17 protein-coding genes and 1 pseudogene are annotated in these 13,258 nt (G+C 41.3%); 2 read left to right on the top strand and 16 right to left on the bottom strand.

Features of this window, described 5'->3' with window-relative positions; translation table 11 throughout:
- Nucleotides 1-205: 205 nt before the first annotated feature.
- The 12 genes from ACG72T_RS11865 to mobQ all read right to left on the bottom strand — a co-directional run bounded on the left by ACG72T_RS11865 (nt 206) and on the right by mobQ (nt 10,716).
- A complete protein-coding gene (locus ACG72T_RS11865; RefSeq protein WP_216747850.1) occupies nt 206-676 on the bottom strand; it encodes a conjugal transfer protein in 471 nt (156 codons plus the stop codon).
- Nucleotides 677-1,045, bottom strand: coding sequence for a thioredoxin family protein (locus ACG72T_RS11870; RefSeq protein ID WP_216780061.1), 369 nt, complete (start codon nt 1,043-1,045; stop codon nt 677-679).
- Nucleotides 1,032-1,649, bottom strand: coding sequence for a hypothetical protein (locus ACG72T_RS11875; RefSeq protein ID WP_216747852.1), 618 nt, complete (start codon nt 1,647-1,649; stop codon nt 1,032-1,034). Before ACG72T_RS11875 ends, ACG72T_RS11870 begins: the two co-directional genes overlap by 14 nt.
- A gap of 13 nt (nt 1,650-1,662) precedes the next feature.
- Nucleotides 1,663-2,820 (bottom strand): phage tail tip lysozyme, encoded by a 1,158-nt coding sequence (locus ACG72T_RS11880; protein WP_216747853.1) that lies wholly within the window; start codon nt 2,818-2,820, stop codon nt 1,663-1,665.
- Nucleotides 2,821-4,239 carry a type VII secretion protein EssB/YukC gene (locus ACG72T_RS11885; RefSeq protein ID WP_216747854.1) on the bottom strand — a complete coding sequence of 473 codons (1,419 nt, stop codon included), beginning with the start codon at nt 4,237-4,239 and terminating at the stop codon, nt 2,821-2,823.
- Nucleotides 4,232-6,250 (bottom strand): VirB4 family type IV secretion system protein, encoded by a 2,019-nt coding sequence (locus ACG72T_RS11890; RefSeq protein WP_395266350.1) that lies wholly within the window; start codon nt 6,248-6,250, stop codon nt 4,232-4,234. Before ACG72T_RS11890 ends, ACG72T_RS11885 begins: the two co-directional genes overlap by 8 nt.
- A 12-nt stretch (nt 6,251-6,262) precedes the next feature.
- The gene (gene trsD / locus ACG72T_RS11895) at nt 6,263-6,922 is read right to left on the bottom strand and encodes a TrsD/TraD family conjugative transfer protein (protein WP_395266351.1); all 660 of its coding nucleotides are present in this window, start codon (nt 6,920-6,922) and stop codon (nt 6,263-6,265) included.
- Nucleotides 6,891-7,253, bottom strand: a complete 363-nt coding sequence (locus tag ACG72T_RS11900; protein ID WP_035457693.1) for a hypothetical protein — start codon at nt 7,251-7,253, stop codon at nt 6,891-6,893. The genes trsD and ACG72T_RS11900 overlap by 32 nt, the downstream gene beginning before the upstream one ends.
- 20 nt (nt 7,254-7,273) lie before the next feature.
- Nucleotides 7,274-7,609 (bottom strand): CagC family type IV secretion system protein, encoded by a 336-nt coding sequence (locus tag ACG72T_RS11905; RefSeq protein ID WP_024855764.1) that lies wholly within the window; start codon nt 7,607-7,609, stop codon nt 7,274-7,276.
- A gap of 1 nt (nt 7,610) precedes the next feature.
- The gene (locus tag ACG72T_RS11910) at nt 7,611-8,225 is read right to left on the bottom strand and encodes a hypothetical protein (protein ID WP_395266352.1); all 615 of its coding nucleotides are present in this window, start codon (nt 8,223-8,225) and stop codon (nt 7,611-7,613) included.
- A 35-nt stretch (nt 8,226-8,260) separates the two neighbouring features.
- A complete protein-coding gene (locus ACG72T_RS11915; RefSeq protein ID WP_076662029.1) occupies nt 8,261-8,572 on the bottom strand; it encodes a hypothetical protein in 312 nt (103 codons plus the stop codon).
- 83 nt (nt 8,573-8,655) lie between these two features.
- The gene (gene mobQ, locus ACG72T_RS11920; protein WP_395266353.1) at nt 8,656-10,716 is read right to left on the bottom strand and encodes a MobQ family relaxase; all 2,061 of its coding nucleotides are present in this window, start codon (nt 10,714-10,716) and stop codon (nt 8,656-8,658) included.
- A 252-nt stretch (nt 10,717-10,968) separates the two neighbouring features.
- Here mobQ and ACG72T_RS11925 point away from each other — a divergent pair, with 252 nt between their 5' ends.
- On the top strand, nt 10,969-11,196 hold the full coding sequence (locus ACG72T_RS11925) for a hypothetical protein (protein ID WP_076639168.1): 228 nt from the start codon (nt 10,969-10,971) through the stop codon (nt 11,194-11,196).
- 22 nt (nt 11,197-11,218) lie between these two features.
- Nucleotides 11,219-11,497 carry a hypothetical protein gene (locus tag ACG72T_RS11930; protein WP_395266354.1) on the top strand — a complete coding sequence of 93 codons (279 nt, stop codon included), beginning with the start codon at nt 11,219-11,221 and terminating at the stop codon, nt 11,495-11,497.
- Here ACG72T_RS11930 and ACG72T_RS11935 read toward each other — a convergent pair.
- The 4 genes and pseudogenes from ACG72T_RS11935 to ACG72T_RS11950 all read right to left on the bottom strand — a co-directional run.
- Nucleotides 11,487-11,993 carry a hypothetical protein gene (locus ACG72T_RS11935; RefSeq protein ID WP_395266356.1) on the bottom strand — a complete coding sequence of 169 codons (507 nt, stop codon included), beginning with the start codon at nt 11,991-11,993 and terminating at the stop codon, nt 11,487-11,489. The genes ACG72T_RS11930 and ACG72T_RS11935 overlap by 11 nt on opposite strands.
- On the bottom strand, nt 11,983-12,264 hold the full coding sequence (locus ACG72T_RS11940; protein WP_395266357.1) for a type II toxin-antitoxin system RelB/DinJ family antitoxin: 282 nt from the start codon (nt 12,262-12,264) through the stop codon (nt 11,983-11,985). The genes ACG72T_RS11935 and ACG72T_RS11940 overlap by 11 nt, the downstream gene beginning before the upstream one ends.
- Before the next feature lie 259 nt (nt 12,265-12,523).
- Nucleotides 12,524-12,832, bottom strand: coding sequence for a hypothetical protein (locus ACG72T_RS11945; RefSeq protein WP_003599254.1), 309 nt, complete (start codon nt 12,830-12,832; stop codon nt 12,524-12,526).
- Nucleotides 12,805-13,258: pseudogene (locus tag ACG72T_RS11950) on the bottom strand (plasmid replication initiation protein); the annotation flags it as partial. The gene ACG72T_RS11945 and the pseudogene ACG72T_RS11950, both read right to left, overlap by 28 nt.

The following is a 13,258-nucleotide window of genomic DNA, read 5'->3' on the forward strand; positions in this document are numbered from 1 at the left end:
TTTAGATGACTTTTCTGATTTACTTCTTTTTCATCTGTATTCTGATTAACTGATAAATGAAAGATAAAATGACTGTGATAACTGTAAATACAAAAGTAGGTGTGTTCCAACCCTGAAATAGAAACAAAACTATTGCAATTAACAACGTGATGATCGTAACTATTCGTACTAATAAATCTGGTCTGTTCATGCTTCTTACTTCCTTTCACTTGTCTGTCTTGGATTGTGTTTCTTGTTTTGTTAATGCCTCTAATATTTCTGTTGTAGTGCTCCTGTTAAACGCTGTGGTGAGGTCTTTAGCATTGATACTAAAGTAATGTTCACTCAACTCTTTTAGATCACCCCAGGTCGCACTCCCGTGGGTTTCAGTGTCCGCAGTTTCCCAAGCTTTATGTTTGCTATTTCGTTTCAAGGCAAAATAGATGGTGTATAGGATCACGGCGACACTGACAATAATTAGTACTGGGTTCTTTTGGCCCAAATACAAGTTGTAATAATGCCAGGGGTGTAAAGCTAATTGTTTTAACACCGTTGGCATATGATCTGCAAAAGTTAGCTTATAGTGCGACAAGGCCATGACTGATCCAGCTAAAATCTCCGCTAAATACAAGCCAATGATTAGCGTTAGTAGATATGGCCAGCTGACTTTAACGCTGTTTAATAATTTGTCTTTCATTTAATCACCTACTATCTGTTTAATTCTTTGTTGGTTGGTGCCGGTGTACCGTTGCTTACCATGGATCAAGGTTGGTACTGACGTTAATTGATATTGCTGAATGTAGTGCCGATTCTGCGGTTGATTCATGTTAATCAAGACGATGTTGTGACTGATTGCGTTGTGCCAATAAATCTGATGAAAAATAGCTTGGCAATCCGGGCAATCATCACGATAGAAGAACAACACTTTTTCAGGGTGCTTAGCCAGCGTCACAACTGGCCGCTGTTTTTCCACGTGATTGACGTATTGATGACCAGTAAACCCGCTAACGGCTAAAACCACCACGATTACCGCTAGGGCCTTACCAACCCGCTTAATTAAGGTCACTGGCTTTGAAGCTACTGCCTAAGTTTTGGACTGCGGTGATTCGATTCGTGGTGGTATCGAAAGTCACTTGATAAAGCACCGTCGCCTTTTGCCAGTCGTTGTCGCCACTCTTACTTTCATAACTGACGACGGCCAAGCCCTTCATGTTTTGCCCCTGCTTGCTTTGCGTATACAGGTTCAGTTGGTTTAACTTGGCTGAAACACTATTGCTATCACCATACGTGCCTTTATTTGAAAAGTATTGCTGATATAGCTTGTCGGAAATCAAGTCTTTCACGCCATCTTTACGCTGCCCGTAGGTCTTGGGCTTAAAGTTATTCATGACCTTAAAGAACTTGGTGACTACCGTATTAAAGCTAAGTTCAGCCTGACTTTTGTCTTTATTATTTTGGTAGGTCTTATAACTGTCAATTTGGGTGCTCAATAACTGCTTTTGTTGGTTGGTTTTAGTCAATTGCTGACTAACTTGTCGCTTTTGCTGTTGTAAGCGACTGATCTGTTGTTGCGCCTGCTTAACTTGGCTATGTTGATAGGCATTCGCCCCTAATGACATGACTAAGATCAAACTACCAATCGCAATACTTAAAACCATGCTGCGTTTCATTTACTCGTCCTCCTTACTTCTTGATTGGCCGAGCTAACGTCACATCGCTACCACTTAGTAAGCTATAAAAGGCGGTGCCAAAGGTGCTTTCGTTAACTTTGTCACCCGTACCACCTTGCTCAATGATCTTGGTGGCTTTGCCTTGCCATTTGCCTAGCAGAATGGCAGTATGCCCGTTGTTGCCGGCTCCCACACCTTGATTGACGATGACAATATCGCCGGCTTTCGCGTCATTTTCACTAATCTGTTTCAGATATTGATGACTGCCTTTGGCGTCACTTGCCATCGTACCGGTAAACCAGCCCATGTTGGCCGGTACCTTGTAACCAGCTTTATTAAGCGCTAACCAGACAAAGCCCGAACAATCCGTCCCACCGGTTTTGTTAGGGTTCTTTAAATCGCTACCTAAATCGGGGTTGGGGTGGGTTTGCACATAGTAGAAGTCACCTTTCATACTTTCCGCATTTTTGACGATACTCCCACCGGAATAGCCCGGGTCACTATCACAACCTAGCTCGGTCAGATCGCCTGAACTCGCATTGTCTAAGGTATTACCGGCCACGGGATCACTCGCCCCGAACACGGAATACCAGTGATCGGCATACCCGTATCTTTGGCTTAAATACCATTGTTCCGGGTTCTTACTCATACCCTCGTAATCCATTAACCAAGATTTGGTCGCTTTATGCACGTCCGTATATTTAAAAATCTGCTTGTTTGACGCATAGTAACTACTGTTCAATTCTTGGTCGAGATAATCCAACTGTACCCCGAGATTGGTCGCTGATTTGTTTTCTTTGTGGGCTAAATCTTCCAGCTTATCTTTTCGACCGCCTAACCACTGGGCTAAGCCCGTGGCCCCGGAACTTGAATTAACCGAATTAGGATCAAGGCGACTTTCTAGTTGTAAGACCCCCAATATACCGGCGGCCGCTTGTGGGGTGGCACCATACTTCTGTTTCCAGTGCGCATAGATATTTTTAGCATTGGTTGTCATATCCTTGCTATCAAGCTGGGTCTGGGTGGTGGTAGTCGAATTATCACAACCGTTTTCTTGCAATTGACCTGTTACTGCCGCAATTAACAAGATGATTAGCAGAATGGTGCCACCCACAATATAAGCAATCAATTTCCACTTCTTTTTCTTATATTCAAATGACAATACCTGCATTTAATCACCCACTTTGTGCTTGGCCTGATCAACTTGTTTTTGCGCTGCTGATTGGTCACTCTGCGCGTTCTTTAAATCCGACTTAGCCGAATCCACCTTCTTGTCTTTGTCCTTATCTTTACTGCCATCAATCTTGTTGGCGTCATCTAACTTCTTTTGGGCGTCGCTAACTTCGTTCTTAGCGGCATTGAGACTTAACAGGGCTTTTAAATACTTAGCTTTAGGACTGTTCACGCCGGCTAATTTGGTTTGGACGGTCTGGGCGTCTTGCGTATCGTTATGGGCGAGGAAAGCTTGCCCCATTCTCAATAAAACATCACCGTTCGTCGTAAAGGATAATTGGTTATTGAGCATATTGGTATCGTAGTTAACAATCGCTTTTTCAAGCTTCAACTGGTCTTTTTGCTTGCTTGTCGCCTTAGTTGGTAATTCCCACTTGGCAACCTGCCCGCTATCCTTGTTGGCATAAGCCGTGTTGACAACCTTATTCAACTGGCTTGGGTCAACCTTTAAAGCTTGCTGGTACTGACCATGCTTTAAAAAGACACTGACTTGCTTAGTTGCAGGGTAGCCGGCCCGTTTCATATCTTTTTGCGCTTCCGACCATTGGTGATCATTTAAAGCGGTCTGAATTTGACCGCTATATTTTAATCGCGTGACCTGGGCTTGGTTCTGGTTAGCTAAGCTTTGATACTTTCGTTCGTCACTTTTATGAACTAAGCCGACGGCCAAAACGGCCACAATCGCCACTCCGGCCACGCTCAACCATAAACGTTGTTTGGTTTTCTGCTGGGCCGTTTCAACTTCCTGCCATTCGTGATAGCTCACAAAGTCCTCAATGCCGTTAACCACTTCCGTTAACTCATTTAACGACGTAGCGTTAGCTACTTGTTGTAAATAGTCGTCCGGGTGTTTAGCTAGGGCTTCTTTAGGATTGCTTAGTAGCCGTTCATAGGGTGTCCCCGTCAAACAAAATAGAATCAGCGCTTTGTATTTAGCTAAATTGCTATGTTTGTCATCATAAGGCATAAGTTCATTGGCCCGGTAAGCGTACCAAACATGTTGCATGGGGTAATACCACAGATTAGCTGGGTTTAAGGCAATACGATACTGGCTATCGTTAACCACATGTTGCGCCATGATTTCCTTGGCAATCGCTGACCGGATCGCCTTATTTTCCTGCGGTAATTCCTTTAATGATCTGACCTTATCCGGCAAGGTATAAGTTAAAACGACCTTCTGGCCTTGCTCAACCACGTTGACTAACTGCAAGAACTTGGAATCAGTTTGTTTTAATTCGTTTAGCTCACTCAACTGGTCATATCGAAACTGATTGTGATTGAGTTCGAGAACTAACTGGTTTCCCTGTCGCTTGAAGGTGCCAACCTCGATATTCAATAACTGGTTTGGTTTACTCATTTAAAGTCCCTCCTTCCTCCTCGGTGGTAGTTAAAGCGTCAATTTCACTGGGAGTTAAGATCACGCGCTTTTGATAATCCGGTTGTTCGGCTGTCTCACGATTGTATTTTTCTTGGTAAGCTTCTGGGTCGATTAGTCGTAATTCTTCTTCGGTCAATTCGACGCGCATAAAGGCGCGTTGGCTACCATAGATCATCAGGGCTTCGCCTTGTCTACGACGTTCTAGTAGCTTCTTTTCTTTATCCGAGAACGTCATACGCAATTTGGTAATCACATCATCAACGCCTTTACCGTCAAGGCCAAAGAATACTTTGGTATAGGAGTTCCCAATAATTGCTTCCCCAATGTTCTGCCCGGTATCTGTCGTGCCCTCGATTACATCTTGAATTTGCTGTGTTCCGGCAATCGCTCCGGCATTGTACTTTCTAAACCGCTTGTATGCTTGGTGGAAAAAGGTGGCGGCCGCTTTGTGCAAGGTCAAAAAGTGAAATTCATCAACAAACAATTTCTTGCGGCTATGCCGATCTTTGGTAATTTCGTCCCATAGATACTGGAAAGTATTCAGATAGGCGGCTGATTGGACTTCCTGCTCACTTTGTAGCGGTTTTAAATCAAAGGAAATGATTTTCCCTTTTAAGTTAACGTTGGTATGGCCGTCAAATAAACTGTTAGAACCATGGGTATAACTGCCTAAGATGTAGTAGAAGTCTTTGACCCGATTGAATTTGTCGGCGTCCTTATCTGCCAATTTTTCCAACTCGTCATAAACATTGGATAAGGTCGGCCACTGATCGTCTTTAATTTCTTTTAAGCGGCTATATTTCAAAACGCCACTGTTGACGTAAGCTTGTTTAACGACATCATCAAGGATTGCCAGTTCAACTTGGGTAATCCCGGTTTTAAGAACTTCAAAGAACCCCTTTAATCGCTGGATTTTATCTTTAACTAGTAAATCGAGGTTTGTGACCGCTTCATCGGCGCTTAAGATTTCTTCGGAAAAGATTTGTAGCGGGTTAATTTTGTACTTAGCATTAGAAGTTAGGTGCAGGACTGCCCCACCTAGGGCTTCGACAATTTTGGTATATTCATTTTCTGGATCAATAATGTAGAGTTGATAGTCTTGAATGGCGTAGCGTAGGATTTTTTGGATCATATAGGTGGTCTTGCCGACCCCCGAGGTCCCGATAATCACTTGATTTTGATTTAGGGTCTTGTTGCGATCCAACATATCTACGGCAATTAAGCTGTTGGTATCTTTGTTAACTCCTTCAATATCGCTTCTCGGTTTTAAGTCCAGAATTTCAGCGTCATCAAAAGGAAACATACTGCTGGCAACTTCGGTATTACTCTCTTTATAGGTGTAATCCCCCATGAGGTTCTCGTTAATTGGCATGGTTGACCAAAATGCTTGGAAAGTCGCTTTAACGGGCACTAAGGGCTTCATTTGTAGTTTAATCAACGTATTCTTAACGCTTTCGGTTAAGTCATCTAATTCTGCTAAATTGTTGGCCCGCAGATAAATCAGCATATGTTGGTACACAAATGTGGTAGAATTATCGAGGTATTTATCTAGTTGCATGTTGGCTGAATCAATATAGTTTTGCAGAATTTTCTTTTTATACGGGTCGAACGTATTGAGCTTCTGCGCTTCCTTATTTTGAATCGTCTTCTTGTAATAGGTAATCATTGAATTGTTACTGGCGCTGTCGATATATTGCACAATATCGATAACGCCTTTTTTGCGCTTCAATTCTGACAACCAGTTGCCGTAAACCCGCTTGGGATAGTCAGCAATCGCTAACACCCGAATAAAATTCTCGCCCGACTGGACGTAGGTGGGGTACTGTTCCCAGCTAAACGGAAATAGTGAATGCAAACTGTCGCGATCAATCAGCTTGGTAAAATCCTCAATCTCCGGTTTAGGCTTACTACCCGTTTGGTCGCTGTTGCCTTGGTTATGCTCTTTTTTAGTTGGCATAAATAAATCAATGACCTTATCACCAAAACTCATCCTGTTTCCCCCCTATCCATTAAAATTGATCAAGTTCTTTAAAATCTCTTGGACTTCTTGACTAGTCAAAACTTTGGCCGTCACATCAAAATCCGTTAACGCATTTTCAATGTCTCGTTTAACCTGTTCGATCTTTTCGTCTAAATGAGTGACGGCTAATTTTAAGCTTTTAACGCTCTTGTCTTTAATCGGTACCTTAACGATTAGCAGATGTTGCTTAGTTGTCATGTTTTTGGATTCTTGGACTTTAGTAAAGTGATCCAAGTAACTGGCTATGAGCTGGATTTTGAACTGTTGCTCCGGGTGGCCTTTTTGTAAGGCGAGATACCGCCGTTTGAGACCATTGAGATAAGCCGTCATATTGACGGTAATCGTTGGCTCTAAGAACTGTAACGTGTCATCAACGCCTTCACCTAAGGTACTCATGAGAAACGCGCCATAGTCCTCAAAAACGTCCTGTTGTTCGGTTTCATTAAGTAGATCAAGGTTGATCCCACTAACTTCCAAAATGCCAACGAGATTACCCGTTTTGGTAACTTCGTAATTACCATACATACCCACCACCAAGCTCATGTCATCAATGGTCTCTTTGCCATAATTGATTTTAGGCGGTTGGTAATCCCAATCGAGTTTCGCTGATTTATTGGCGGTTTTGCTCTTCTTCAAACGCATTTAGTTCACCTCGCTTCTTCGGTTTTAAATAAAACAGTTTCTGACCATTGGCATAGTGGCGTTTCAACTTAAAGTTATCCCGCACTTTAATATTCTTCCGCGCCGCAACTGGCCTAATTGTTAAAATAGCCATGACAATCGTCATGGCTAAGACAACAATCACTATTTTTATCAGGACTAAGATCAGACCATAGGGTGGGATCGCAATAAAAATTAAGCCCACTAGTCCTGCCAGCGCCGCATAGCCAAAATCCTTCAAGGTGTAGTCTTTCCAGATCCCGTAATCTTTATCTACGTTCTCTGGGAAGATAAATTCTTTTCCTTTCTTCATTTGGCAGGCTCCTTTTTAAATTAAGTGAATAGGCTGTAAACCCAAGGTAATAGCCAGATAATCGCTGCCGCTAGGGCCACTAAACCAGCCACCCGACCAACCGCGTGATAAACCTCTGATTTTTCTCGCGGATCGTCTGCGTCAGGCATTCTTTTGATAATAATAAATAGTGCGACACAAATCCCGACTAAAACGACCAACCCAGTTAAAATACCTTGAATCGTCTTACCAGCGCTGGTTAGCTTGCTTTTAACTTCGCCACCGTCCGCCGCCAAAACAACCTGGGCGTTCATCAAGCCCAAATAGATTGCAGTAGCTCCAGTAGTTGCTAGCGCTTTTACTTTGCTGAACTTCATGTTATTCCTCCTTTCCCTCGTCTTCTGATGACCGTAATTGAACTTGTTCTGCCTGCGTTTCTTCTGGCTCACGCTGATAGAACTTGTTCATTTGTTCCTCGGCAATTTGCTGGCTTGGTAATGGATCGGTGGCTAATTTGACGCGGCCGTTTTCACTCGTGGCTAAGTAATACTCTTTTTCTGACTGGCCTAATTCTTGGGTCTCTAAGACATGCAAATTATGTTCGTAACGGTCTAAGGCGTTATCAACTTCTAAGCCATAGAAACCTAAGAAACCTTCCAGGAAACTCTCACCAAAAAAGGTCATTTCATTTTTGATCTGCTTATATTGATGAGTCGGTTTATCACTTACCAATTTTTCGGCCTTTTTAGCATTTTGACTGTCTTGGTGGCGATTAAACCAACCACTAAGCTTTAACGGCTCAGTCTTCAACTGGCGTTTAACGGTCTTCTTAATCATTGCTTGCCGAACTTCATCGATTGGCTGACCGTCTTGATCTAATATCGCTTGTAGCTGCTTCTGGTCAGTTAGTGCTTGGTCGTCATCAACCACAATCGCCTTTTGGTCATCATGTAGTAACTTGCCATTAATGCCTTGCCAGCTTTCTACTTTCATTAAATCACCTCCTCAAAAAAAGCGCGTTAGGGACGCTAAACAACTAGCTTTCCCCTAACCCGCCCGGTAAAATGGATTATTAGGAGGGTGACACCTAGAAGTTGCGGTTCTAGGTGCTGATCCCCGTTAGCAACTTCACTGCTTACGAGGACGCCCTCTTTTTTTATGTGGTTTTTAATCCATTCAATGCCATCTTCAGATATTAATTTAACTTTGCCCGTTTCCATGAGCATTTCACTTGGCAACTCGTTAGGGTGCCGTCTTAACCAAACACTCACGTACGTACTACCTCGTTCAAGCTTGAGACTAGCTTGAGCTAAGCTAAACCATTCCTGTTTCTTTGTCACATGTGAATACTCCTTTCCCTATATTATGGGTTCATTGTACCATTAAATGAGCACGTTGGTGCACTTTTAATTTTACATTTAGATTACAAGTGCATGCCCCCATCTTCATGCCGGTTTCGAGTTTGGTGTTGCCGTTGCTTTTTCGTCATTTCCCACTCGGTCTCCTTTAGCCCACGTAGTTGCTGCTTTCTTAGATAGTCCGTATTTTTCGCATATAAAATGGTCATTAAGGCTTCGTCCAAAATATTCATCAGATAATTTTTCGAGCTAGTTGGGTGGTAATTAATGGCCTGATAGTCCTTAACTTGAGCTTGCTTATATTGATCAAACCGCATTGCCTGTTGTTTCAAACGGGTTTGTACCATTTCAATTTGTTTGTGATCCAACTTAGGATCTTGGCCACATTCGCCGATAAACAGTTGCCGAGTGCCATCATGTTTTAAGACCCGTTGTAATCGGTGGTTCTGAATATCTTTTAATTCAATTTTACCTAACAGGTAATTCAAACCAGCTTGGTGTTGCTGACTAGTAAAGACTACCGGTGGCTGCTGTTGCAATTGACTAAGATCATTGGCGCTTAATGGCTTTAATTCTGGGTCATAGTAAACCACAGCGGTATAGATTTGCTCCTTGTCAATCGTCTCTAGCTTATCGAGGTCACTGTCCGGAAAAGCAGTCGTTAGAATGCTGTTGTATTGAGTTTGCACCACGGCTTTAACTTCCCGCATGACCCGTAAATTTTTCACCGCTTTAGAAATGAATTCGAGTTCGTTAGGTTGATAAGCGGCTAGCATGCCCCGATCAGTATGCTTCAAATCGTCTAACTGGTGACCATGTTTGGCTAGTACCGTGGTTAATTGCTTCTCAATTGTTTGGGCCTGCTGATTAACTAACTGCCAGCTGGTATACGGCCGCTTGGTAAACGTCAATAATTGCTGGGTCAGTAAGTCGTTTCGAATATCCGCTAACCGTTCTGCCAATTCGCTACCTTTGAAAATCGTTTGTTCACTATTAGTTTCTTTAATCAGTTCCCGTCGTTCAGCGGCGGTTGTCTGTTCAAAATTAAGTTCCGGATAAAGCTTTTTCGTTGCTCGTTCCACCACTTTATTTAACAACTGATTAGCTTGTGCTAGTGATGTCGTTTGCTGGTCAATGGTCAGTAGTTGTTGAGTTACATCTTCACCAACCGCGTGTTTAATTAATAAGCTGTTTTTCCAATTAAATAGCATGCGCTGTTTATCATCTAAATGTTCTAAATCGACATAGGTTTTCAATTGCTGACTTAGATGACTAATTGTGTGTTTTTCAGAGAACGATAGCTCGTCAGTTAACGCGTCAAAATGTTCATGATTTCTTATCTTTTCGTCAAGATTATGATATTTAGCTTGAGCGTTTCTTTGCGCTCTAACTTGTTGATTAAATACTTTTCGATTTTTTCTTTGGCTGTTAATGCCTTCGTGTTGGGTAGGTGTCTCTTGAATCCCTTGATCGACAAACGATTTTTCACTAATCCGATCCGGAATATTTTTTTGTGCTAAAGACTGATTAACACTTGTTGCCCAATTATGCCGCCACTCATTAATTTTTTCCTTTTTATCCCAATCAACCAACCAAATTTTTCTTTGTTTTGGAAACCCGCTTTTGGTTAAAAGTTGCTTGCCATTTTCATCTTTAATGTATTGCGTCTTTGCTTTTAATCCCCAACTACCATCGGGGTTAAATGGGCGATTGGTTAACATCACATGTGCATGCGGATTGTCTGGGTGATCGCGATGAATTGCTACGTCAGCTACCATACCTTGATCGACAAAATTTTCTTGCACATATTTTGTCAGTAATTCCTTCTGTTCGGATTCACTTAATTCTACCGGTAAAGCCACGTTAAATTCTTTCGCATACCGTGAGTTTGATTTACGATCGTTCTTTTCAACTTCATTCCATAATTTTTCTCGATCACTGGCCCATTCTGGTGCATTTTTGGGGGTTAAAATAAAGCTTTCTGGAATTACCGATCGGGCATAGAAATATCGGCGACCTTCTTTATCATCAAATAATTTTTCACCACTTCGATAAGCCGCACTGGCAATCGCACTTCGTCCTTTTCCAGCACTAATATTACTAAAACTAATATGAAATATTGCCATGTTATTCACCTCTTTACTTTGATTCTATGGGTTTTCTTCTGTTGTCGACATCGGCGACTTATAATACAGGTTTTTGGGGGGTTAGCACAACATAGAATTTATTCTATGTGTAAGTGCGCATTGACCTCGTTTCACTCGGTCTTCTGTTTCTCTTAACTTTAACTTAGTGTATGCCTTCCGCTTCGCTATTTCAACTTTTATACTTTGACTTAACGTTTCCCTTATGATATAGTGTCGGTGATTATTTCTAATATGATTGGAGGGATCATTATGTCTCAAAGCAACTTAGAAAAACAAGAAGCTAAATTAAAAGCCCTTAATCAAAAAATTAAGGACGAAAAAAATAAGATTGAACAACGGCTAGGTAAACAAATCATCAGTCAAGCCAATTTAGATTATGCTAATTTGTCTAACGATCAGATTAAGCTTTTAGCTAAGCAATTTTCTGAATTTTTAAAGGTAAAGTCCGTAGATCATTAGCCATACGAGATGGGGAAATTCCATGTCTAATCAATATGAAAAACTAGTCGAGCAACAAGCGCGTTTAAAACAAAAAATTGAGCGGGAAGATTTTAAATTACGGCAATCTAAATACTATGAAAATCGGCAAGCCCGCAAAGACCGTTCTCGCCGATTAATTCAAAAAGGGGCTTTATTAGAAAAGTACTTCCAAGCTAATAACCTCTCGGTCGAACAAACCGAAGAACTTTTAAAAATATTTGCTGACTATGTTAACGCCCATAAACCGGATAAATTAAAAAACGATCAACCTAATAACTAGGCCGATCGTTTTTATTTTCAGGATTGTTTTTTGGCTTAATTTCTGGATTGTGTTTAGCAAAGTCTTTTAACTGTTTTTGAATTCTTTGTGTAAGCTCTGCTTTACTTTTTTTGTGCTTCCTTTTACTTGATCGCTGTTGAATTATCTTTTGACCTTTACCTCTTCTTTTTGATTTTAGGTCAAGCGTAAAATCTGAAATTTTATTTTGATCTAGCTTACTTAAATGACCGATTTCTTTAAAGTTTAAACCGGCTTTGGGAAAGCGATAAATATTACCAAGATCGACCCAGGAAGGTTTCTTCAACCCAGCGGATTGCCAATCTTGAATCGGATAATATTGTTGCTTGATATAAGCCGACTTCTTTTCATACTGACTAGTAATTTTAAAAGCCTCGACCTTCTGTTCTGATACCCGACGAATTAAAACTGGCCGAGACTTGCCACCGTTAGTTTCTACAAAACTAACGTATAGGCTGACTAAGTCATTAGTCCTCATCTGGATCGTTGAGCCAATCAGCGACCTCTTTAGCGTCTTTGAACTCGGTGACTGGTGCCCCTTCGGTCGCCTTTAAAAAGCGTAAATTAGCTCTTTCTTCTTCGCTTAAAGACGCATTAAAAGGTAAAGCACCATTAGCAACAATCCGCTTGTAAAACATGTTAATGGCCGTGGTTGGACTTAAGCCCAATTCGCTTAAAATTGCTTCGGTATCATCGGCCAAATCTTTATCAATCTTGACTTGGACCCGTTTCTTTTCCTTAACTGCCATGATTGTCTCATCTCCTTTATTTTGCTACTACCATTGTACTACCTTTTGAGTACCTTATCAATAGATAAATCCTTGGCCTCAAATCACTTGAGCTTGGTGTTGATCTAAAGGCTGAACTTTTGAGCTGGTTAGCCTGGTTAGCTCTGACACTCATTTAAAAGCCCCTATTCTTATGTTTAAACCATTTAAATCTAACTTAAGCTAAATTAGGTTAGTAAGTCTTAAAATCGCTTAGAAAGAATTTTGTAGCCTTTTAGGACTAGTAGTACAACCCACTGTTATCGTTGTCGGCCGATTTTTCTTCTTCGGGGTGTTTGGCCGCATATTCTCTAGCCGCTTGTTTATTCCACCAAACGCCAAAGAGGTTTTGCATGGTGCCGTATAAGTAGTTCTCAACATTCTTGATGTGCTTCTCATTGCTTCTCAGGGCGTTAAAGTAGCGTCTCAAGGCTTTAGTCATTAAAGGTTTCAGTTCCTCATCATCAAGTGGGATTATGACACCAATATCTTTGTGATCTTTCTCAACTCGGTACTTAGCATTTAAGATAATGCCAATGAAGCGCCGCATTTGTTGTGGGGTACGGCTTCTGGTTCTAAGAAAACGGGTAAGCCACTGTCTTCATCAGTTAAGAAGTCATTAGCATGGTTCACCAAATCCTTGTTTTGTTTTTCAATTTCTGCTGGTGAGAAATTGGCTGTGGAAAAATTTAATTTTTGAGTATCTATCTTGTATCTATCTTTATCTTTTTCTTTAGGTTCTTTATATAGATTAACTGCACTTTTTGCAGTTCCGCTTGTAGCAAGGGTTTGAGACACTTTTGGGCTATCTTCACCGCGTAAATAGACATCGGTTGCTTTCACATCGAGCTTGGACAGATATAAGCGATTCGGTTCATTCTTTTTTGTTTTTGGGTTAAAGCCCAGTTGTTTTTGCATCAGCAAATGAGCGGATTCGAGTTCTTTTTTAATTTTGACGACTTTTTGATTATGGCAA

Origin of the sequence: Companilactobacillus sp. FL22-1 (assembly GCF_043951805.1) — a bacterium.
In the GTDB taxonomy this organism is placed as follows: Bacteria; Bacillota; Bacilli; order Lactobacillales; family Lactobacillaceae; genus Companilactobacillus.